The organism is Nocardia sp. NPDC003963, assembly GCF_053605105.1.
In genome coordinates this window covers 26,212-47,210 of record NZ_JBSGIP010000001.1, presented here as the reverse complement: position 1 = coordinate 47,210, position 20,999 = coordinate 26,212, and the positions used below count along the sequence as shown (strand labels likewise).

Sequence of the window (20,999 nt, the reverse complement as noted above, 5' to 3'; positions counted from 1 at the left end):
CGCGAGGCTCCCCGTGGAGAACCCCGACAGCCGCAGGCTCGCGAGGGCCGATTGATCACCCACGGCACCGAAGGCCGCAACGCCCCAGGTGTCCGCCGTAGCCATCAGGGCCGGCGCTCGGCCATCGGCCGGAACTTCGGCGGATCGGCGAAATATCCCCTCGACCAGGGCGCGTGCCGAATCCGGATCAGCGCGACTTCCCTCGCTCGGCAGGTAGTCGCGTATGCTCGCCCGGACGGGCCATGAAATCACCTTGAGAGTCCAGGGTCGGCCCGAATCGACGCCGCACCGCGTCCCGACCCGTTCAGGTGTCCCATGTCTTCCTCTGCACACGCTCGTCCGTTTCCGCATACCGCCGGGTGCCCCGCCCGCCGATCGCCCGAGGACCGGCTGACCTTCCGGGTCCAGCGCCGCGGTGACGTCATCCTGCTCGGTGTCCGCGGTGAAGCGGACGCGTTCACCCTGCCACTGTGGCGGCAGCGTGTCGGCGATGCCGCCGATGCCGCGGCCGACGCGAATGCGGCGTTGATCATCGACGCCGCCCGGCTCGATTTCCTCTCGCTACGTACCTTGGCGGCGCTGGCCGAGGACAGCGCCGGGCATCGGCGCAACGGTGTCCGGATCTGCCTGGTCATCGAGAATGCTCGCCTGGCCCGGCTCGCCGACACCGATCCGCGGACCGCCGGTCTGCCCATCCGCTCCACCGTGGTCGGCGCGCTCACCACGCTCCAGCTGGCCGAGCGGACTGCGAATACGAGGCCGAGCCTGCCCGATTCCCGGACGCCGTGGATCACCCGGGAAGAGCCCGCGCGTACCGCGGAGCGGGCGGCGCATTATCGGGCCGGACAGGTCATCGCCGGCCACGGCGATTTCGCCGACGCAGTAGCCGCCGCCACAATGCCGCGACAGCACTGAGAGCGGCGCCCGGCCGGCAGCGCGGCATCTCTGCGAACAAGGAGAACCAGCCCGGTAAGGCCGCTGTGCACCATCCCGTACATCGGCCCGGCCGCCCCCGCTGTACTCGATTTCCGCCCATCGGCACCGACCGTTCCGCCGGCGGACCAGGGCCGGACCACTGGCGACGGACCGGGCGCGCTCGCCACCCGTCGTATACAACGCTCGAATTGCCTGCGTTGCCGGTCGAGGACCGGTGCGGTGGCGGTGAAGTCGCGCCTGCCCACGATATCGGCGCTGTTCACCCGATTGGTCGTCCCCGGGGCGGGTAGCACGCCCGCCGAAGACACCCACACGACGACAGGAGAGGAACAATGACTGACCAGGTCGGCGACTACATCCTGCAGAGATTGCGCGAATGGGGCGTCCAGCACGTCTTCGGGTATCCGGGCGACGGGATCAACGGCTTGATCGCCGCCTTCGGCCGAGCCGGCAACGATCCCGCCTTCGTCCAGGCCCGGCACGAGGAGATGGCCGCATTCCAAGCGGTCGGCTACGCCAAGTTCAGCGGCGAGGTGGCAGTCTGCACCGCCACGTCCGGACCCGGCGCGGTCCACCTGCTCAACGGTCTCTACGACGCCAAACTCGACCACGTCCCCGTGGTGGCCATCGTGGGGCAGACGGCACGCAGCGCGATGGGCGGCAGCTACCAGCAGGAGATCGACCTGCAGAGCCTCTACAAAGATGTGGCCTCGGACTACCTGGTCGAGGTCAATGTCGCCGATCAGCTGCCCAATGCCCTCGATCGCGCCTTCCGCACCGCCCGCACCCGGCGCGCACCCACGGCCGTGATCATCCCGGCCGACCTGCAGGAGGAGGAATACCGCCCGCCCGAACACGCCTTCAAAGAGGTTCCCTCCAGCCCACCCGGCCGGCTGCACAGCACGGTCGTCGCCGACCGCGCGGATATCCGGCGGGCGGCCGAGATCATCGAGGCGGGCTCGCGGGTGGCGATCCTGGTCGGGCAGGGCGCACGCGCTGCGGCCGATCAGGTCGCCGAACTCGCCGAACTCACCGGCGCCGGTGTGGCCAAGGCGCTGCTCGGCAAGGATGTCCTGCCCGACGACATGAGCTATGTCACCGGCTCCATCGGCCTGCTCGGCACCCGCCCGAGCTACGAACTGATGCGCGATTGCGACACGTTGCTGATCATCGGCTCGAATTTCCCCTACTCCCAGTTCCTCCCGGAGTTCGGGCAGGCCCGCGCGATCCAGATCGATATCGACGGCACCATGATCGGCATGCGCTACCCGACCGAGATCAACCTGGTCGGCGACGCGGCCGGCACGCTCACCGAACTACTCCCCCTGCTCACCCGGAAAACCGACCGGAAGTGGCGCGAGACCGTCGAAGGCAACGTCGCCCGCTGGTGGGACACCGTCGAACGGCAGTCCTTGCTGGAGGCTGAGCCGGTCAACCCGATGCGGATCGTCTGGGAACTGTCCCAGCTGGCTCCCGAGAACACGATCTTCACCGCCGACTCCGGATCGTCGACCAACTGGTACGCCCGCTGCCTACGCATGCGCGCGGGGATGCGCGGTTCGCTCTCCGGCACCCTCGCCACCATGGGCCCCGGCGTCCCGTATGCGATCGGCGCCAAATTCGCCCACCCGGACCGGCCGGTGATCGCGCTGGTCGGCGACGGCGCCATGCAGATGAACGGGACCGCCGAACTGCTGACCATCCACCGCTATTACCAGCAATGGAGCGACCCCCGGCTGGTGATCTGTGTATTCCACAACAACGACCTCAACCAGGTGACCTGGGAGCTCCGTTCGATGGGCGGGTCTCCCAAATTCGAGGAGTCGCAATCGCTTCCCGATGTCTCCTACGCCGACCTCGCCCGCGCATCCGGTCTGGACGCGATCACGGTCGACGATCCCGCCGAGCTCGCTCCGGCCTGGCGCCGAGCGCTCGCCGCGGACCGGCCGACCGTCCTCGATGTCCGCTGCGACCCCGAGGTCCCGCCCATCCCTCCCCATGCCACCTGGGAACAGATGAAATCCACCGCCGAGGCGATACTGCGCGGCGATCCGGACGGCTGGCACCTGATGGCACAGGGGCTGAAAACCAAATCCCAAGAGCTGGTATCCGGGCGGCACTGACCACGGATACGCGGTATGCCGGCCGGGCCGGTCGATCCGGCTCGGCACCGGCATCCGACCGGGTGGGACGCGTGCCGTAGCCCGAGACGGGTAGCGCCGGGTCACTGGTGTGTGAAGGCGAGCCCGCCCGCGACGGCGAGCATGGTGGCACCGGTGCAGTCCCACCGCGGTGGCGCGGACCAGGAGCAGGAAAGCCGACAGCCGGCCGACCACAGCCACCAGCGCGTCCCCGGTCCCCTGCTGCACCGCTCGAGACGACCGGATGCATCCTGTCCGGCCCGGCACTCGAAGGGGACCACGGGACCGGCCTCGTCCGCTTCCGGCCCGACCAGGCGCAGTCCGGGAGAGACGGTTGGCGTCCTCAGTACGCGTAATACGCCCGCGCGGAGGGCGTCCAGAGGGGGCCGGCGATCGCGGCGGCGAGGATCAGTGCCGCAACACCTACGCCGACCGATCCCGGGTCCGAATCCAGCATCACTGCGACGGCGTTCGCGCAGATGAGCGCGGCCACACCGGATGCCGCGTTGCGACCCTCGGGTTTTCCGGACCAGACCAGGGTCGCGATCACTGCGCAGACGATCGACAGTGCGATGGCGACGAAGCCGAAGACCTGGGCCAACCCGCGGGGTACCTCATCGTCTTCGGCGTATCCGAACAGGAGAAGGACCGCGCAGATCGCGCAGCCGACCGCCGCGACGAACATGATCACAGCCGCCCCACGCACGGTGCTGGGTGGACGTGGTGGAGTCATGCGAGCTCCCGGAGGCCGATACTCGAACGGGTGCGGTGATGCTAACAGTCCGCGGCATCGGGTGCCCCCTTTCCGCCGAACCGAGATGACGGGCGTGCTGGGCGGTGCGCTGTGAGTCGTACAGCCCGGCGATCACCGAAGAGGCTGCGGCCGAATGCCACTCGATCACACTCCGATACCGCGATCAGCGGGAGTCCGATCCGCGAGGTGCCCGTCGAACCCGTTTATCGACACCCTTTCGCAGGCCGGGCCGACAGATGTGGCGCTCCGGATCTGCCGGTGCCGGGTCAGCCGAGCGCAGTATCGAGGGCGCCGGCGAGGTCGTCGTAGCTGTCGGCGTCGATCATTTCGTCGTTGACGAAGAAGGTGGGAGTGCCCCGGACACCGAGGGCGATGCCGTCGTCGAAGTCGGCGTGCACGCGGTCGAGGGTGGCGGCGCTGTCGTAGGCGGTGTCATAGGCGGCGAGGTCGAGGCCGAGGTCTGCGGCGAAGTCGCGGAAAACACTGTCGAGGGGGATGCGTTGTTCGCCCCACCCGGTCTGGGTTTCGTACATGCGCTGATACATCTGCTCGAAGCGGCCCTGCTGGGCCGCGGCTTCCACGGCTCGCGCCGCACGTTCGGCATTGAAATGGGACGGGATGGGGAAGTAGCGCACGACGAACGTGACCCGGTCGCGGTATTCCTCGCGCAGTTTCTCGACGAGGGGGTAGGCGGCGCGGCAGGCTTCGCATTCGAAGTCGAGGAATTCGACGAAGGTGACCCGGCTCCCGGGGGCGGTGGAGAGTCGGTGGCTGTCGGGCTGTACAGCCGAGACCGGTGCGGCACCGGCTTCCCGGCCGGTTTCGTCGTCGCGGTTGCGGGCTGCGGTGATCGCCGCGGCGGTCACCAGTACCGCGAGCACAGCAGCCAGGGTGATCAGGGTTCGCAGTCTGCGCGATGATCGCGCCGGGCCGGTCATCGAAGCACGAACCCGGCGAAAAGGGATAAATCGGATAGCACGCCGCATACGGTACCGACCCTGCCCCGATTGTCCGATTTCGGGTGAACGAAGATCCAGGTGCGCGCAACCGGGTCGGGTAGAAGCCTGCTTTTATCGTGGCCTCTCCGGTTGTACGAGGATGACCGGACCAGCGGGGGCGGGTACACGCCCGGGGCACCGCCCGTAGTGGATCGGACCGGCCGCGGCGGAGTCGCGTTCCGGGTTCCGGCGCGCAAACCCGGACAGTGGCGGTCAGGTTACAGTCGGCGCCAGTAGTGCCGCCAGATCGGCGGGCACCGGCATCGGCCGGCGCAGGCCGACGCGAGCGCGGCCGGTGTTGCCCGCGGGATAGCGACCGGCCAGCGAGCCGGGAGCGGCGACGACGATCCGCACGACCTGGCCGAGCGCTTCACGACGATCGCGACACCGCACCGCGAGGGCGAGCATGGCGACATGGTTGCGGGTGTGCAACCACGGATCCGGTTGGGACAGGATGTGCGCACGTTCGAGATGCCTCCAGCGCCGGCCGATATCGGCACTGGTGGCGGCAGCGCGCATTTCCTCGTAGTAGCGGGTGCGGGCGCCTTCGGGAAGCCGGGGCATCGAGGATTCCTCTCGCGAGTGTGATGACGAACGGACCGGACACGGCCGAGAGTCGGCCGAGGAAGAGCACCCCCGATCGCAGCGCCCGCCACGACGGCGCCGATACCGAGCGCGGCGGCCGACCGGGTTGCGGTGAGCAGGCGTTCGCGGCGCAGCCGGGTGAACATCGTTTCAGCCCTGACAGCAGTCGCACTCGTGCCCGCCGCGACCGGCCGCACCGCGACCGGTCGGCGCAACGGCCGGTGCGGGGCAGCAGGTATCGCCCTTCCAGGCATTGCGGCCTTCCTTCACCGCGATCGCGGCGATGGCCAGGGCGGCGATCGGATCGGCCCACGACCACCCGAACAGACTGTTGAGCAGCAGCCCCACCAGCAGGACCGCCGAAAGATAGGTACACAGCAGGGTCTGCTTCGAATCGGCCACCGCCGAGGCGGATCCGAGTTCGCGACCGGCGCGGCGTTGCGCGACCGAGAGCACCGGCATGATCACCAGGCTCGCCACCGCCAGCGCGATCCCGACCGTGGAATGCCGCGCTTCGCCGAACCCGGACAGGGCCCGGATCGCATCGACGGTGACGTAGAGGGCGAGCGCGAAGAAGGAGAACGCGATGACCCGCAGGGCGACCCGCTCCCGGGCTTCGGGATCGCGGCCGGCGAACTGCCACGCGACCGCGGCGGCGGAGGACACCTCGATCACCGAGTCCAGGCCGAACCCGATCAACGCGGTCGAGGACACCCGGGCGCCTTCGGACAGCGCGATGATCGCCTCGAGCACGTTGTAGGTGATGGTCGCGGCGACGAACCAGCGGATACGCCGCGCCAGCACGGCTTTCCGATCCGGATCCGCCCGGGAGGCGGTCACCGCGGACGGCAGCGAGGGCAGGCCGAGCGAGGCCATCAGCAGCAGCCTTCGGCCTCGGCGTCCGGGCAGCACGCCGGATCCACCGCCAGCACCAGCCCGAGCAGATCATCCAGTGCCGCGGCGATCCGGGTGTCGGCGAGTTCGTAGCGGCTGCGCCGCCCTTCGGGCACGGCGACCACCAGGCCGCAGCCGCGCAGGCAGGCCAGATGATTGGACAGGATCTGCCGGGTCACCCCGATCTGCTCGGCCAATTCCGAGGGATATCCGGGCACCTGCCGCAGGCTCAACAGGATCCGGGTACGCGTCGGATCGGACAGCGCGTGGCCGAAACGGGCCAGGGCATCGGTGTGCACGGCGGTCTCCATACCCATGACTGTACATAAAATTATGTATTCAGAAAATAGTGAACTTTCGGCCGGTCATTGCCGGAACCGGCATTCTTCGATCCCGGGCCCGATCGGTCGACGCATCGCTGCGTGGATGATCATGTCGGCGTAACGGGTTCGGTGCGGGGCGGCTGTGGGCGATCGAGTCGGTCGGCCTTGTCGCGCAGGTAACGCTGTTCGACCGCATTGCCGGTCAGCGCGGCAGCTCGACGGAAGAGTTCGGCGGCAGCGGAACGGTCGCCGGTTTGCTCCAGCAGATGGGCGCGGACGGCATGTTCGCGTTGCCGGGTGAGGGGGTTGCGGTCGAGGTGGTGATGCCGGTCGAGATCGTCGAGCAGGGCCAGACCCCGAGCCGGGCCGTGGGCGTGGGCGACGGCCACGACGCGGGCGAGTTGGACGGGCGGTGTGGGAGTGAGGCGCTCGAGCCACAGGTAGAGCACGGCGATCTGGGACCAGTCGGTCCGGCCCGGCCCGGCAGCGGCGTGTACCGCGGCGATCGCGGCTTGGAGCTGGTACGGGCCGGCCGGGCCGCGGTTCCAGACACCGTCGATGAGTGCGGTTCCCTCATGGATCATTTCGCGATTCCATCGAGCGGGGTCCTGATGGGCGAGAGGTATCAGTTCGCCTGCCTCGGTGCGGGCCGGGCGGCGTGATTCGGTGAGCAGCATCAGCGCGAGCAGACCGGTCACCTCGGCCTCGCCGGGCACGGTGGTGTGCAGCATTCTGGTCAGCCGAATGGCCTCGCCGGTGAGATCGACGCGGGTGAGTTCGGTTCCGGCGGTTGCGGTGTAGCCCTCGTTGAAGACGAGGTACAGCACCTCCAGGACCGCGGCTGTCCGGCTGTCACGGTCGGTGCCGGTGGGGAGGGTGAAGCGGGCACCGGCCTTCGCGAGTTGCTGTTTGGCACGGCTGATCCGGGTGCCCATGGTGGCCTCGGTCGTACCGTAGGCGTGCGCGATCTCGGCAGTGGTCAGACCACCGACCGCACGCAGGGTGAGCGCTACCCGGGAGGTGTGGCCGAGCGCGGGGTGGCAGCAGAGCAACAGCAGGGTGAGACTGTCGTCCATCCCGCCGACCCGCCTCGCCCGCGCGGGTTCGGTCATGGCCAGCTCGGCGGCACCGGTCTCCAGCTCACGGCGCCGGCGGGCCTGATCGGAACGCAGCAGGTCGACCATTCGCCGGTAGGCGACGCGGATGAGCCAACTGCGCGGGTTGTCCGGGACGCCCTCGACCGGCCACGTGCCCGCGGCGGCCAGCAACGCCTCCTGCACGGCGTCCTCCGCGGTGTCGAAGCGGCCGAAGCGGCGGACCAGCGCACCGAGGACCTGCGGCGCCTCGGCGCGCAGCAGGTCCTCGATCTCGCGGGTCACGCGGTGAAGTCCGCGCCCATGATCGGGCGGATCTCGATCGGTTCGCCGAGCGCTTCGACGATGCGGGCGGTGATCTGCACGGCCCGTTCGTGTCCGGCGACGTCGATCACGGCGAAGCTGGCCAGGACCTCCTTCAACTCCGCGAACGGCCCGTCGGTCGCGACCACGCCGTCGGCGGACTTGCGAACAGTGGTGCTGACGGCCGGGTGGCCGAGCCCCTCGGTGCTGACGAGCTCGCCGGAGGCGATCAGATCCTTTTCCAGCTGCTGATAGGTGGCGAAGGCGGCCATCGCCTCCGCCGAGGGGGTGTCGGCAGTCGCGGCGTCCCACGCGGTGGCCGGGGTGTAGCCGAGAAGCAGATACTTCACAGGGTCCTCCTATGTGGTGGGATCGTCGTCACGGTAACCGGTGCGCAAGCGTCCTCCGCTCAGGAGACGTAGCGTCGCCGGGACAGTGCCACCACGGTGGTCCAGGTGAAAGCGACCGCGCCGTTGATCGCGATCTGGACGCTCATGTACTCCGGTGACATGGGCACCAGCAGGACCAGTCCGGCCAGGGCGCTCGCCACGGCGGGCGGCACCTGACGCCGGCGAGCGCACCGCACACTCAGCGTCAGTGCCGCGATCGCGAGTGCGGTGAAGGCCCCCGCGGCGGCTGCCGAATGCGCGATGCTGTGCCAGGACATCTGCGCGACCGGCTCGTCGGGGGTACCGGCCGGGAACCCGTTCTCCGGGTCCATGGTGAACATCCCCGCCGCGACGAGCCCGATTCCGAAGATGCCCACCAGGATCGGCAGCACTCGTCGCCCGGTTCCTTCGGTGAGCGTGCGGCGCAGGCCGATGGCCAGGGCCAGCGCGCCCGTTCCCGCGGTGCTGAAGGTGAGGATCTGGATCCAGCCGAGATCGCCGGTCGCGAGCTGGCTGATCGGATGCCGGGTGATGTCGAAACCCTCGCGGGTGAACATCTGAGTGATCGACGAGGCGAAGAACAGCGGACCGGCGGCAGCACCGGCGAGCAACAAGCCCTCGGATATCCGGCTCCGGGTACGGACAGTGGCGGAGGCGGTCGGGGTGGTGGCTGGGGAGGTCATCGGTATTTCCTTCCTCGGTAGTGAGTTGTCGCTGCTACCTCGGAGCCACCGCGCAGATCCCGACACGGGACGAAGTGAGACGGATCACAGTCGATCGATGTCGAAGCCCGTATGACAGCACCGAGGTAGCAGCGAGCAACCCCTACACAGGAGGACGAAAATGATCGAGACCCGGCCACAGCCCACCCCCGAACTGCGGGCACTGGACCGCCTCGTCGGCACGTGGAAGGTCAGCGGTGGTGCGGAGGGAACCGTGCGCTACGAATGGATGCCGGGCCGGTTCTTCCTGCTCCAGCATGTGGAGCTCACCCAGTACGGCGAACCCGTCACCGGCATGGAAGTGATCGGCAACCTGCACCCGTTCGGCGAACCGACCGGACCCGACGTGGCCTCGCGGTACTACGACTCGGCCGGCAACACCTTCGACTACGTCTACGAACTGGCCGGAGACACACTCACCATCTGGGCCGGCGCCAAAGACGGCCCCGCCTACTACCGGGGCACCTTCGACACCGACGGCACGACCGTCACCGGCGAATGGGTCTACCCCGGCGGGGGCGGATACACCTCGGCCATGACCCGGATCTGAACCGGCGGTTCGCGTCGATCGCCGCCCGTCACAGTCGGTCCCGGCCTGTGACGGGTGGCCGATGGCCACCGGCCGGCGCAGACGGGACCGCGCGACCGGATGATCCGCGCGCGATGCCGACGGGATCGCCGGCAGAGACCCGGTCACCGCGATGATCAGTGCCGGTGGTCCACTGTTGTCGTGCGCATATTCACGGGACTGTCGGCCTTTCCGCTGACCCCCACCACGGATTCGCGGATCGACGAAGAGAGCTTCGCCGGGCTGGGCCTGGGCGATCAGCGGAAGAACAGCCCGTATATCCAATCGGCCGCAGTAAGCCACGAATCGGAACGGCGCGACCGACCCGAACCCGATTCTTCCCCTTCGAATTCGGCATCCGTCGCTCTTCGGGCTCCTGGCTCACTCGGCGGCAACCCGGTCTGATCCATCGCCGCCCCCCCTCCCCGCACCCCGCACCGCGAGCCGCTCCACACGCTCGAACTCGACCGCACCACCTGAACCGCGCCCTCGCACCCATTCGACCCGGTGTTCCCGAAGCAGATCATCCAGCCGCCGCCACAGATCGATATCCGCGACCACTTGTCCGCCACCGGTCGACGAACTGCCCACGCGCGACGGCAGCCGATCGCGCGCCCCCGCGATCACGTACTCACTGTCCGACCACAACCGGACGACAGCCGGACGCATCAACGACTCCAACCCGCGGACCACCGCCGTCAACTGCATGCGGTCGCCGGTCGTGGACGGATCGCCTCCGAAGACCTCACGTTCGCCTTGTCCCGAGCGCAGCAATACGCCCCATCCGCCCGGTCCTCGGTCGCCCCAGCACGCACCGCGAGTGAAGATATCGACGACTTCCTCCCCGTCATTCGTCATGTCGCAACGTTACTCTCGTTCACACCTCGGAGAGCCACGTTGAGGTATCAGCTGCCGTCTGTCATTCGCCTCCTGCCGGCGACAAGGACAGCTTCCAGAAGTCGGCATACCGGCCGGCACGGCTCAGCAGGTCGTCGTGGCTGCCCTGCTCGGCGATCCGGCCGCGGTCGAGGAAGACGATATGGTCGGCCGATCGGACGGTCCGCAGGCGGTGCGCCACGATCACTACGGTGCGGCCGGTCATGAGGCGTTCGATGCCCGCGTGAACAGCGGCCTCGTTCACCGGGTCGAGTGCCGAGGTCACCTCGTCCAGCAGCACGATGCGCGCGTTCTTCAGCAGGGCTCGGGCGATTGCGACACGCTGGCGTTCGCCCCCGGAGAGCAGTGCGCCGCCCTCGCCGACCTGCGCCGCCCAGCCGCCGGGGAGACGCTCGATCACCTCGTCCAACCGGGCCGCGGCCGCCGCCGCCCGAACCTCGGCGTCGCTCGCGCCGGACCGGCCCAGGCGGACGTTCTCCTCGATGGTGCCGTCGAAGAGGTAGACGTCCTGGAAGACGATGGCGATCTGCCCGCTCAACACCTCGGTGCCGATCTCGCGCACGTCCACCCCGCCTACGCGCACGGCACCCGCGTCCACATCGTAGAAACGCGCGAGCAGTTGTAGCAGTGTGCTCTTGCCCGCGCCGGACGGCCCGACCAGGGCGACCCGCTGTCCCGCTGGTACGGAGAACGAGACATCATCGATCACGGTCCGGCCGTCGTGCCCGAATGTGACGCGGTCGAACGCGAGGTCGTGGTGCCGCGGCCGGATCGGCTCGTGCGGTTCCGGGAGCGGCTCGGTGCGCAGGAGGGCGTCCAGTCGCACCAGTACCGAACGCGCGCCGCGTAGTTTGCCGCCGATATCGGCCAGCGACAGCAGCGGATCCGCGCAGCGCGCCGCGAGCACCAGGATCGCCAGCACCTCTGCCGCGCCGATGTTTCCGCCGAGTGCCAGGTAGGTGGCCAGAACCAGTAGCCCGGTGAACATCGCCTGCACCGTGAGTGCCGAGGCCACCACCCCGGGCAGTGTGGCGAGGGTCGAACGCCGGGACGCGCGCTCGAGCTCCCGGAGCGAATCGTCGAGCAATCGGAAGCGTTCCGTGGTCCGGCCGCCGGCGCGCAGCACCGGCTGCGCCCGGAGGAACTCGATGACCCGATCGGTGGCCTCCCGGGCGCGTCCGGAGCGCTCCGTATCGCCGGCGGACGCCGACCGTCCCATCCAGATCTGGACCACCGCGACGACCGGGACCGCGAGCATCGCGGCAGAACCCAGCTGTCGATCGAACGCGAATACAACGGCCACGATTGTCAGCGGAGTCACCGCGGCGGCGACGAACGGTGCCAGCAGATGCGCGATCACGCTCATCGCTTCCAGGACGCCGCGACTGGCGAGCACCGAGGTCTCCCCGATGCGGTTCGTGCTGTGCCAGCCCAGGGGCAAGCGGGCCAGATGATCCCCGAGGCGGTGGTACATGCCCCGGAGCAGCGTGGACCCGACCCGGAAACCGGACAGGTCGGTGAGATAGCGCAGCACCGCGAAGGCCGCGACCGCGGCCCCGAACGCGATCAGCCAGGGCCGGGCATCCGCGGGCGTGCTGCCGAACAGCGCGCGCAGGACGGGGACCAGCAAGGCATAGGACAATCCCTCGGCGGCCGCGGTCGCCGTCATCAGCGCCACCGTGCGGCGCACGGGTCGTGCGTACTCGGGCCCGAGCACCCGCAACAACATTCGGATCATCGGTACTCTTCTCCTCGCACTGCGCCGGAACCGATTTCGGCGGCATCGGTGATCGCCGCCCGGTGGACTCGCCAGAACTCGGCGAACTTTCCGTCCCGCGCGAGTAGTTCGGTGGGGTGGCCGCGTTCGGCGATCGATCCGTTCTCCAGCGTCACGACGATATCGGCGTCGGCGACGGTCTCCAGGCGGTGGGCGATGACCAGGATCGTGCGATCGCCTTTCCGGCTCGTCAAGGCGCGGCGCACGGCCTGTTCGGTCCGCGCGTCGGCGAACGCGGTCGCCTCGTCGAGCACCAGAACGGGCGTATCGGCCAGCAACGCGCGGGCGATCGAGATCCGTTGCGCCTCACCACCGGACAATCCGACGCCGGCGCCGATGACGGTGTCGTAGCCGTTCGGCAGCTGCAGGATCCGGCCGTGGATATCGGCCAGCTCGGCCGCGCGCACCACCTCTTCGAGGCCGGCGTCGGGCACCGCCAGCGCGATATTGTCCGCGATCGACGCGCGCACCAGCCGCACATCCTGGAACACGAACGACACCATCCGGAAGAGCTGCCCGTCGGCGAGGTCGCGCAGGTCGACGCCGCCGATCCGCACCGAACCGTGTGTGGGGTCGAAGAACCGGGGCAACAGCTGCACCAGGGTGGATTTCCCGCCGCCCGAGGGCCCGACGAGCGCGGTGACCGTCCCCGGTTCCAGGACCAGGTCGACCCCGCGCAGTACTTCGCGGTCGGCGGTGTAGCCGAAGCGGACGTCGCGCAGTTCCACCCGGTGCCCCCGCGGCGTCAGCGGGCGCGCGGGTTGCGGCAGCGGCTCCACCGCCAGCACATCCCGGATCCGGCCGACCGCGCGGCGGGCGGCTTGCAGATCGTCGAAACCGTGCCCCAGCGCCGCCACCGGGGCTGTCAGTCCCAGCCCCAGCAGCAGGAACGGCAACAGATCCGCCGGTGCCAGTGAACCGTCTTCGATCAGGACGGCCCCACCGATCAGCACGACCAGCAGCACGAACGGCGGCGACAGCACCAGCTGCATTCCCGCGGCGATCGGGGCCAGACCGCGCACCCACCGCAAGAAGGTGCCGACGAAGTCGTCCACCGCCGTGCGGAACGCGCGGTGGGCGCGCCCGGATCCGCCGAACGCCTTGACGACCGCGATGCCCTGCACGAACTCCACGACCGAACTCGCGACCCGACTCATCCCCGCATCGAAATCCTCCTGCTCACGCAGCCGGGACGGGGTCATCATCAACGGCACCAGCCCGACGGCCAGCACTACCGGGATCAGCGTGATCGACGTCAGCCGCCAGTCGATGGTGAACAGATAGACCAGCGAAACCAGCGGCACCACGAACGCCGACACCAGCTCGCCGGGAGCGTGCGCGATGAACGGGTGCACCGCGCTCACATCGTCACCCACCAACTGGGCCAGCTCACCGGTCCGGCGGCGGGCGAACCAGCCCATCGGCACCCGACCCAGCCGGGCCGCCAGCTGCCGCCGCAACGATAGTTGTACCCGGCTGTCGAGCAGATGTCCGATACCCGACGATGCCGCCGTACACAGCAATCGGATGAACAGACCGGCCGCACCCGCGACCACGACGGTCCAGGCACGCCCGTGGTCGACGGGACCGGCCGACAACAGAATCCGGCCCAGTTCGACGACAGCCAGCAGCGGAGCCAGGCCGGCGACACCCCCGACCACCTGAAGGGCCACCACGGCGGTGAATCCGCCCAGATACGGGCGCAGCAGCCGGGTGGCACCGGGTCCCGTAGCGGAATGGATATCCGCGGGCGGCGGGGACGGCTTCGCCGTGTCGGCACCAGCGGTGGTCATCGGCGCCCGTCTTCGTCTTCGCCGCGGCCGGGGAGGACAGCATCCCGGTGCGTATCGGTCGAGAGGGTGGCCGGTAGCCGCGCCCCCAGGGGAACTCTGCCTCGCATAACTGGTCTCCAGGAAATCGTCGACCGCCGTAGGTCCGGCGGCGTAGCGATACTCTGACAACTGTGAGCACCGACGCGCTTTCGGAAACCTGCGGTCCGGTCCGGGCGCCGGTCGCCTGGGTGCGCCCCGGGCACGTCGGCTATATCGGGCCGGATCTCGGTGTCGACCCGCATTCGCCCGCGGTCGCGATGCTCAGCGTCGGCCTGGACGCGCCGCTCGTCCTGCATACGGCACACGGGCCGGTACGCACCGGCAGTTCCTTCGCTCCCGCCCGCACGACGCAGCGCATCATCGCGACCGAGGGATGGATCCTGGCACTGTTCGTCGACCCCGCGGGTGCGACCGCGACCGCGATCTCCGACGAAATGATCTATGCCGCTGCCCCTTTCGGACTCGCTCACCGACGCGAGCGTGAACTCGTCGACCTGTGCCGCGCGCCGGTCGTGGATCCGGACCGCATCTACGCGCGAGCTCTCGCCGGCCCCACACCGGTCACCGATCCACGCATCGAGCGGATCGCGGCCGCCATCCGCAGCGATCCGGCCCGCACTTTCCGCGCCGACCGCATCGCCGCGAACCTGGGCTTGTCCACCACCCATTTCCTGCGCCTGTTCACCCAGCAGTGCGGCACCACATTCCGTGGGTATCAGCGGTGGAACCGCACGATCCACACCGTCCGCGGCGCCGTGGCAGGCCACGATCTCACCCGATCCGCCCTCGACGCCGGGTTCGCGACCCCTTCCCACTTCAGTGAGACCTTCCGCGACATGATCGGCCTGCCGGCCAGCCGGATGCTGCGCGCCGGTATCCGCTTCGATCTCGGAGGTTCAGCGGACGCCGGTGGCGACTTCATCGATACCGCCTCGGCGGCACATGGTGTCTCTGCGGCCCCACGTACCGTCACGACACGTCGAGCCCGAGTCGGTGGCCGAGCCACGGCAACTCTTTCTCCAGTCCCACAGACCACACCGTGAAGTTGTGCCTGCCCGGCACCTCGGTGAGATGGACATCCATTCCCGCGGCCCGCGCCGCGGCGGCGAGTCGCTCGACCGCCTCACGGTTCTCCGTGTCCTGGAGACCTACCACGAACGCGCCGGCCGAGTCGGGGTATCTGTTCCGGGCCAGCAGTTCGGTGGGGTCGTTACGGGCGAATGCCTGCGCGTCGCCGCCGAAGATCTCCCGGATCGTGGTGTCCCGATCGCCGAGGAACGGCTCGGCCTGCCCGGACATGTCCAGAAATGTGGGGTAAGTGCCGGGACGGGTAGTCGCCAGCTGTACGGCGCAGGTCCCCCCGGCCGACAGACCACCGACCGCCCACGCCCGTGGATCCGGGTCCACCTGCAGATGGGTACGCACCCACTGCGGTACATCGACGCTCAGGTATGTCGCGGCGTTTCCGAGCCGCGAATCGACGCAGAGCGGATTGCGGAACTGACCGCCGGTGCCGTCGGCGAGGACGACGATCGGGGAAAGCCCCCGGTGCCCGGCCGCGTAGGCGTCCATGGTCCTGGTCAACCGGCCACCGACCAGCCAGTCCTGAGTACCGCCGGGTTCACCCGCCAGGAGAACGAGTACCGGCAGGTCGGGCCGCGGAGTGGCGAAGTAGGCGGGCGGTAGATAGATCCGCGCCGCACGGGCGGAAAACCCGGACGCCGCCCCCGGGATCGCGGTCTCCGTCACCGCACCGGACGCCGGCAGATCGGTGGGGGGTGTCCAGCTCGCGAGCGGAGGCCCCGCGCCGGCGCCCGGCGGGCGGGCCAGCGAGTCGTCGAACGGGACGGTGCGATAGTCGCTGATACCGAGGACGGTGCGCATGGTCGGATACGCCTCGTAGACCGCGTTGATTCCGCCGGCGGCGCAGAGCACCACCACCGCTGCCACACCGAGGAGCCCGGCGGCGACCAAGGGCCGTGACCGATCCCGGCGGCGAACGACAAACCGGCCGACGATCAGTGCTACGGCGAGAACCGCTACACCCGACCAGACATAGACGACCCCGGGTAGACGGTCCGGGAACGGCTGCCACACTTTCTCGACCAGTACCGCGGCGAGCACCACGGATACGACGGCCGCCACCGCCACCGTCGCGAGCCCGACGAGCAGCCAGGAACGCCGTAGCCGGGTAGCCAGCGTGGCCAGACCCACTGCCGTGACGGCGACGAACACGAAAACCGCGCCCGTCTCGGTCACCCGTAGGTCGAGCACCGCTCCGAGGAGCTCGCTCCACGACATAAGGTCCAGTATGCGAGCACCGCGCCACGAGGTGAACCGGCCGGCGCAGACACCGACAGGACCGCGACCCGACCCGGTCGGTATCGCGAGGTGGTCCGGCCGGACAGCCTGATGAACGGAACCGGTACAGCCGCGATCCGGGCGTCGGAACTCTGGTCCTCGGCCGCGCGGAATCCGATCGTTTGCCTGCGGTGACGCGCGAAGGCGAGGGGTAGTCTCGTACGCGAAGGCTGCACCGCAGCGGTCGTATCGCCACCCGGCAGGAGTGGGAAGCGGATCTCCCGGTTCCGGCCGGGCCGGATCGTGCGCGGCCTTCCGGCGAAGGACTCCACTGGGAGGGCCGCCCATGAGCGACACTGCTGATAAAGGCCACACGCTGTACCGTGGCAGGGTTTTCCTGTGGCACTACGTGCGCAGCGCCCCGTGGACATTCTCCTGGTTGACATTCCTGTTGGCGACGACGGTCGTCCAGCATCTGGTATCCCCCGACGAGTTGCAGCGTCTACTGGGTGAACGGTCGACCAATCTCCACCATCTCGAATCCGACCCGGTGCATGTCCTCGTGGTCAGTCTGCTGTGGATCGACGGCGCGGCCTGGCTGCCCTACCTGCTGTTCTTCTGTGTCTTCCATGCCCCGGCCGAACGGTGGCTCGGCTCGCTGCGCTGGGCTGTCGTCGGTCTCTCCGCCCATATCGGGGCCACCTATCTCAGCGAGGGCATACTCGCCCTGGCCATTCGCCACGGTTACGCCGATCCCGGAATGATCGACGTACGCGATATCGGTGTGAGCTATTTCCTCGCCGGCGTCGTCGGGGTCCTCACCTATCACGTGGCCCGACCGTGGCGGTGGCCGTACCTCGGCGCGATCCTCGGCTGGTTCGCCGTTCCGCTGTTGCTCGATCCCACATTCACCGCGCTCGGGCATTTCTCGGCGCTGTTGCTCGGGCTGGCCGCCTATCCGCTCACGCGTGGCCGGACCGCGCCGGAGTGGAACCCGGCCACGGCGTGGCAGCGGCGACGAGTCAGTTCCCACTGACTTCGGAGCCGGGGCCGGACGGCCGCGGCTATCCGCGCGGTTTCGCCAGCGGGAACGCGAGTGATTCCCGGATGCTGCCGCCGGTGATGAGCATGACGACACGGTCGACACCGAGGCCGAGGCCGCCCGTCGGTGGCATGGCATGCTCGAGCGCCTGGAGGAAGTCCTCGTCCACCTCCATGGCCTCCTCGTCACCGGCGGCATTCAGCAGCGACTGCGCGGTGAGGCGGCGCCGCTGGTCTATCGGATCGGTCAGTTCGCTGTAGGCCGTACCGAGTTCCACGCCCCACGCGACCAGATCCCATTTCGCCGCGACACCGGGGATGGTCGGATGCGGCCGGGTCAGCGGTGACATCGAGGTCGGGAAATTCGTATAGAACGTGGGGAACTCGGTACGGCCCTCGACCAGGTGTTCGTACATCTTCTGCGCCAGCGCGCCCGCGTCCCGATTCGGCTGATACGGGATCCCCCGCTCGTCGCACAACTGCTGTAGCACCAGGGCCGGAGTCTGCGGAGTGAGATGGTATCCGATCGCCTCGCCGACCGCGTCGTGCATCGTCCGCACCGGCCACGGCCCGGAGATATCGACCTCGACCAGCGTGCCGTCCGGTCCCGGGCGTTGGACGATCTGCCTGCCGTGCGCGGCGACCGCGGCCGTCTGGATGAGGCTGCGGCACAGTTCCATCATCTTCTCGTAATCGCTGTAGGCCTCGTACGCCTCCAGGATCGTGAACTCGGGATTGTGCGCGAAGTCGGCCCCCTCGTTCCGGAACACCCGGCCGAGTTCGAAAACCCTGGGGATACCGGCGACGCACAGGCGCTTGAGATACAGCTCCGGAGCGATCCGCAGGTACAGATCGAGGTCGTAGGCGTTGATATGAGTGCGAAACGGTGCCGCGTTCGCGCCGCCGTGCACTTGCTGGAGGATCGGGGTCTCGACTTCGAGGTAGCCGCGGGCGCCGAGCGTATCGCGCATCGACCGGATGATGGCACTGCGCCGCTCCAGTACCCCGCGGGCAGGTAGGTCGATCGCCAAGTCGACATAGCGCTGCCGGACCCGGGCTTCGGGATCCACCAGCCCGCGCCATTTGTCGGGTAGCGGGTGCAGACATTTCCCGTCCAGCCGCCAATCATCGGCGAGGACGGAAATCGTTCCGTTCCGGCTGGCCCCGACCGTGCCGCGGACACCGGCCAGATCGCCGAGATCGAAGTCGGCGAACTCGCGCACCCGGCAGCGGCTCACCCGCTCGGCGTCGACGAGCACCTGGATATCACCGGACCAGTCGCGCAGCACCACGAACACCACGCCGCCGAAATCGCGCAGCCGCAGAATCCGGCCCGCGATGTTCACCGTGGTGCCCGGTGCCGCATGCGCCGCCTCGCCGATCGTATGGGTCGGCGCCACAGCGACCGGATACGGGTCGATACCGGCGGCACCGAGCGCAGCGAGTCGGTCCAGCCGGACCCGGACTTGTTCGGGCCTGCGGCGGCGGTGCGCGGCCGGAGCGTGCTCGGCGATCAGGGGCGGGCTGCCGTCGGCGTGCAGTACACCGGACTCGAGTACCGCGGCGGGTACCGCGGTCCGGATTCCGGTGTGTTCGCGCGCGGTGTCACCGCGATCGTCGCGCCACGGCATCGTGACGAAGCCCTCCGCCATCGCGGCGGCCCAGCCGACCCGCGGCAGCGAGCGCTTGTCCTGGAAGCAGACGAACCGGGGTACCCATTGCGGCTGATATTTCGCGTTGGCGCGATACAGGGTCTCCAACTGCCACCACCGGGACGAGAACACCAGCACCGATCGCCACAGCCGCAGGATCGGTCCGGCGCCGATGCGCGCGCCCTCCTCGAAAGCCGATCGCATCACCGCGAAATTCAACGACAGCCGCCGCAGACCGAACCCGTCGGCGACCGCCGCGAGTTCGGTCACCATCAGCTCCACGCAGCCGTTCGGCGCGTGCGCGGCGCGTCTCATCAGATCCAGTGACGCGCCCGTGGCACCCCATGGCACGAAGGACAGCAAGCCGACGCGCTCCCCGGCGGCGGTCAGCGCCTCGACGAGTACACAATCGCCGTCGAGACGATCCCCGAGCCGGCCGAGCGCCATCGAGAAACCGCGTTCGGTCTCGGTATCGCGCCACAGATCGGCCAGCCGCACGATTTCGCCCATTTCGCCGGGTGGGATATCACGATGCCGGCGGGCCCGGACCCGGAGGCCGTGGCTGCGGGCCCGGGTGGCGGCCTGCCGCACGGCACGCATCTCCTGACCGCCGAGCGTGCGCAACGCCCGGGTCGACACGACGGCCTCGTCACCCAGATGAAGTACCGCCGCCCCGGCCGCCGCGTGTGCGCGGGCACCCGCTTCGCTCGCGCCCATCACCGCGGGTTCCCAGCCGTATCGCGCACACAATTCGCGCCATTCGGCGATCACCTGTGGCCAGTGCACGGCCGAGCCGAGCGGGTCACCACCCGCCAGGCAGACGCCGGCTTCGACCCGGTAGGTGATGGCCGCGGTGGCGTCGGGTGCGAAAACCACCGACTTGTCACGGCGGGTGGCGAAGTAGTCCAGCGAATCAGGGTTGGCGGAGGTGGCGAGCAGGCCGCGCAGGGCGGATTCGTCGAGGCCGGCCATCGCGTTGTCGGCACGCTGGGACCGGAAGAGCACGAAGACCGCTGCCAGCACGGCGACCACGCCGAAGAGTCCGAGCAGCGTGTTGAGCCCGGGTCCGGGACGGCCGTCGAATACCTCGGATTCGCGGCTGATCGCCGCGGCGAGCGCGGTCACCCGCGCGAACGACCAGAGGAACCGTTGCCCGGGGGCGAGGGTCCCGGGAAAGAATTCGACCAGCCCCCAGCCGAGCATCGTCCCGACCGACAGCAGGCCGACGAGCACGAGCAGAGCGCGTCGGCCCGCACCGCGCCGGACCCGGGTGCCGAATTCCCGGTGGGCGGCGATCAGGATCGCGAGCGCCACGAGGTGCACACCGAGAGCCACCGCGGCGTGCGCACTGTGGTGCGCGATCACCTCGATCAGGTTGAGCACGGTGAACGCGGCCAGGTACACCGTCAGCAGCCACCAGGCGACTCGTTTACGCCGTGCCAGGGCGGCGGCCAGCAGGCCGAGTACCAGCGCCCAGGTGACGCTCGTATCCGGTGCCCCGAAGTAGTAGTGGTCTATGTACGCGCGGGGGACGTGCAACACCTTCCGCAGCGTCGACGACAGGCTCCAGACGGCGACGGCGGCCGCGAACACACCGACCGTGACCGCGGCGAAGTGCGGCACTTCGCCACGGCGATCCACCCAGCCCCGGCGGAGACGCAAAAGCATGGCTAACGCTTTCCCGGCCATGGCTTCCCTCTCTCGCGATCGGCCTCCGACAGCACTTCCGAGCCACTGTTCTCATCGCGATCCCCACCGCCGATCAGCCGCACCATGAGCAAGAGCGGGCGGA

18 protein-coding genes are annotated in these 20,999 nt (G+C 69.0%); 5 read left to right on the top strand and 13 right to left on the bottom strand.

The window, feature by feature from the left end; translation table 11 throughout:
- Positions 1 to 315: 315 nt before the first annotated feature.
- Together ACWEWT_RS00215 and ACWEWT_RS00210 are read left to right on the top strand one after the other, a co-directional pair.
- A complete protein-coding gene (locus tag ACWEWT_RS00215) occupies positions 316 to 915 on the top strand; it encodes a hypothetical protein (protein WP_452554579.1) in 600 nt (199 codons plus the stop codon).
- A gap of 353 nt (positions 916 to 1,268) precedes the next feature.
- Positions 1,269 to 3,059 carry a thiamine pyrophosphate-requiring protein gene (locus ACWEWT_RS00210; RefSeq protein WP_452554577.1) on the top strand — a complete coding sequence of 597 codons (1,791 nt, stop codon included), beginning with the start codon at positions 1,269 to 1,271 and terminating at the stop codon, positions 3,057 to 3,059.
- A gap of 361 nt (positions 3,060 to 3,420) precedes the next feature.
- Here the strand turns inward: ACWEWT_RS00210 and ACWEWT_RS00205 are convergent, their stop codons facing one another.
- The 8 genes from ACWEWT_RS00205 to ACWEWT_RS00170 form a co-directional block, all read right to left on the bottom strand.
- The gene (locus tag ACWEWT_RS00205; protein ID WP_452554575.1) at positions 3,421 to 3,810 is read right to left on the bottom strand and encodes a hypothetical protein; all 390 of its coding nucleotides are present in this window, start codon (positions 3,808 to 3,810) and stop codon (positions 3,421 to 3,423) included.
- 287 nt (positions 3,811 to 4,097) lie between these two features.
- Positions 4,098 to 4,769 (bottom strand): DsbA family protein, encoded by a 672-nt coding sequence (locus ACWEWT_RS00200; RefSeq protein ID WP_452554573.1) that lies wholly within the window; start codon positions 4,767 to 4,769, stop codon positions 4,098 to 4,100.
- 273 nt (positions 4,770 to 5,042) lie between these two features.
- Positions 5,043 to 5,393: a DUF3703 domain-containing protein gene (locus ACWEWT_RS00195; RefSeq protein ID WP_452554571.1), complete on the bottom strand. Its 351-nt coding sequence runs from the start codon at positions 5,391 to 5,393 to the stop codon at positions 5,043 to 5,045.
- Positions 5,394 to 5,564: 171 nt separating this feature from the next.
- Entirely contained in the window at positions 5,565 to 6,293 is a 729-nt protein-coding gene (locus ACWEWT_RS00190) for a cation transporter (protein WP_452557605.1), read from the bottom strand.
- Complete coding sequence (locus tag ACWEWT_RS00185; RefSeq protein WP_452554569.1) at positions 6,290 to 6,619, bottom strand: ArsR/SmtB family transcription factor; 330 nt, start codon at positions 6,617 to 6,619, stop codon at positions 6,290 to 6,292. The genes ACWEWT_RS00190 and ACWEWT_RS00185 overlap by 4 nt, the downstream gene beginning before the upstream one ends.
- Before the next feature lie 119 nt (positions 6,620 to 6,738).
- Entirely contained in the window at positions 6,739 to 8,010 is a 1,272-nt protein-coding gene (locus tag ACWEWT_RS00180) for an RNA polymerase sigma factor (RefSeq protein ID WP_452554567.1), read from the bottom strand.
- Positions 8,007 to 8,378, bottom strand: a complete 372-nt coding sequence (locus ACWEWT_RS00175) for a YciI family protein (RefSeq protein ID WP_452554565.1) — start codon at positions 8,376 to 8,378, stop codon at positions 8,007 to 8,009. Before ACWEWT_RS00175 ends, ACWEWT_RS00180 begins: the two co-directional genes overlap by 4 nt.
- A gap of 59 nt (positions 8,379 to 8,437) precedes the next feature.
- Positions 8,438 to 9,100, bottom strand: coding sequence for a DUF998 domain-containing protein (locus ACWEWT_RS00170; protein WP_452554563.1), 663 nt, complete (start codon positions 9,098 to 9,100; stop codon positions 8,438 to 8,440).
- Between the two features lie 160 nt (positions 9,101 to 9,260).
- Here ACWEWT_RS00170 and ACWEWT_RS00165 point away from each other — a divergent pair, with 160 nt between their 5' ends.
- Positions 9,261 to 9,689 (top strand): hypothetical protein, encoded by a 429-nt coding sequence (locus tag ACWEWT_RS00165; RefSeq protein ID WP_452554561.1) that lies wholly within the window; start codon positions 9,261 to 9,263, stop codon positions 9,687 to 9,689.
- Between the two features lie 399 nt (positions 9,690 to 10,088).
- On the opposite strand, the gene ACWEWT_RS00160 is transcribed toward ACWEWT_RS00165, so the two are convergent.
- The 3 genes from ACWEWT_RS00160 to ACWEWT_RS00150 form a co-directional block, all read right to left on the bottom strand.
- A complete protein-coding gene (locus ACWEWT_RS00160; RefSeq protein ID WP_452554559.1) occupies positions 10,089 to 10,565 on the bottom strand; it encodes an RNase H family protein in 477 nt (158 codons plus the stop codon).
- Positions 10,566 to 10,626: 61 nt separating this feature from the next.
- The gene (locus ACWEWT_RS00155) at positions 10,627 to 12,342 is read right to left on the bottom strand and encodes an ABC transporter ATP-binding protein (RefSeq protein ID WP_452554557.1); all 1,716 of its coding nucleotides are present in this window, start codon (positions 12,340 to 12,342) and stop codon (positions 10,627 to 10,629) included.
- Positions 12,339 to 14,174, bottom strand: a complete 1,836-nt coding sequence (locus ACWEWT_RS00150; protein WP_452554555.1) for an ABC transporter ATP-binding protein — start codon at positions 14,172 to 14,174, stop codon at positions 12,339 to 12,341. The genes ACWEWT_RS00155 and ACWEWT_RS00150 overlap by 4 nt, the downstream gene beginning before the upstream one ends.
- A gap of 170 nt (positions 14,175 to 14,344) precedes the next feature.
- Here ACWEWT_RS00150 and ACWEWT_RS00145 point away from each other — a divergent pair, with 170 nt between their 5' ends.
- On the top strand, positions 14,345 to 15,256 hold the full coding sequence (locus tag ACWEWT_RS00145; protein WP_452554553.1) for a helix-turn-helix domain-containing protein: 912 nt from the start codon (positions 14,345 to 14,347) through the stop codon (positions 15,254 to 15,256).
- On the opposite strand, the gene ACWEWT_RS00140 is transcribed toward ACWEWT_RS00145, so the two are convergent.
- On the bottom strand, positions 15,183 to 16,514 hold the full coding sequence (locus ACWEWT_RS00140; RefSeq protein ID WP_452554551.1) for an alpha/beta hydrolase: 1,332 nt from the start codon (positions 16,512 to 16,514) through the stop codon (positions 15,183 to 15,185). The two genes, ACWEWT_RS00145 and ACWEWT_RS00140, sit on opposite strands and share 74 nt — an antisense overlap.
- 346 nt (positions 16,515 to 16,860) lie before the next feature.
- On the opposite strand from ACWEWT_RS00140, the gene ACWEWT_RS00135 reads away from it, so the two are divergent.
- Positions 16,861 to 17,550: a rhomboid-like protein gene (locus tag ACWEWT_RS00135; protein ID WP_452554549.1), complete on the top strand. Its 690-nt coding sequence runs from the start codon at positions 16,861 to 16,863 to the stop codon at positions 17,548 to 17,550.
- A gap of 28 nt (positions 17,551 to 17,578) precedes the next feature.
- Here the strand turns inward: ACWEWT_RS00135 and lysX are convergent, their stop codons facing one another.
- On the bottom strand, positions 17,579 to 20,875 hold the full coding sequence (gene lysX / locus ACWEWT_RS00130; RefSeq protein ID WP_452554547.1) for a bifunctional lysylphosphatidylglycerol synthetase/lysine--tRNA ligase LysX: 3,297 nt from the start codon (positions 20,873 to 20,875) through the stop codon (positions 17,579 to 17,581).
- Positions 20,876 to 20,999: the final 124 nt, after the last annotated feature.

Bases quoted from the DNA above. Each gene is read 5' to 3' on its own strand.
- ACWEWT_RS00210 (WP_452554577.1), top strand. From the start codon at position 1,269: ATGACTGACCAGGTCGGCGACTACATCCTGCAGAGATTGCGCGAATGG.
- lysX (WP_452554547.1), bottom strand. From the start codon at position 20,875: ATGCTTTTGCGTCTCCGCCGGGGCTGGGTGGATCGCCGTGGCGAAGTG.
- ACWEWT_RS00185 (WP_452554569.1), bottom strand. From the start codon at position 6,619: ATGGAGACCGCCGTGCACACCGATGCCCTGGCCCGTTTCGGCCACGCG.
- ACWEWT_RS00135 (WP_452554549.1), top strand. From the start codon at position 16,861: ATGAGCGACACTGCTGATAAAGGCCACACGCTGTACCGTGGCAGGGTT.
- ACWEWT_RS00205 (WP_452554575.1), bottom strand. From the start codon at position 3,810: ATGACTCCACCACGTCCACCCAGCACCGTGCGTGGGGCGGCTGTGATC.
- ACWEWT_RS00170 (WP_452554563.1), bottom strand. From the start codon at position 9,100: ATGACCTCCCCAGCCACCACCCCGACCGCCTCCGCCACTGTCCGTACC.
- ACWEWT_RS00140 (WP_452554551.1), bottom strand. From the start codon at position 16,514: ATGTCGTGGAGCGAGCTCCTCGGAGCGGTGCTCGACCTACGGGTGACC.
- ACWEWT_RS00200 (WP_452554573.1), bottom strand. From the start codon at position 4,769: ATGACCGGCCCGGCGCGATCATCGCGCAGACTGCGAACCCTGATCACC.
- ACWEWT_RS00150 (WP_452554555.1), bottom strand. From the start codon at position 14,174: ATGACCACCGCTGGTGCCGACACGGCGAAGCCGTCCCCGCCGCCCGCG.
- ACWEWT_RS00155 (WP_452554557.1), bottom strand. From the start codon at position 12,342: ATGATCCGAATGTTGTTGCGGGTGCTCGGGCCCGAGTACGCACGACCC.
- ACWEWT_RS00195 (WP_452554571.1), bottom strand. From the start codon at position 5,393: ATGCCCCGGCTTCCCGAAGGCGCCCGCACCCGCTACTACGAGGAAATG.
- ACWEWT_RS00165 (WP_452554561.1), top strand. From the start codon at position 9,261: ATGATCGAGACCCGGCCACAGCCCACCCCCGAACTGCGGGCACTGGAC.
- ACWEWT_RS00160 (WP_452554559.1), bottom strand. From the start codon at position 10,565: ATGACGAATGACGGGGAGGAAGTCGTCGATATCTTCACTCGCGGTGCG.
- ACWEWT_RS00215 (WP_452554579.1), top strand. From the start codon at position 316: ATGTCTTCCTCTGCACACGCTCGTCCGTTTCCGCATACCGCCGGGTGC.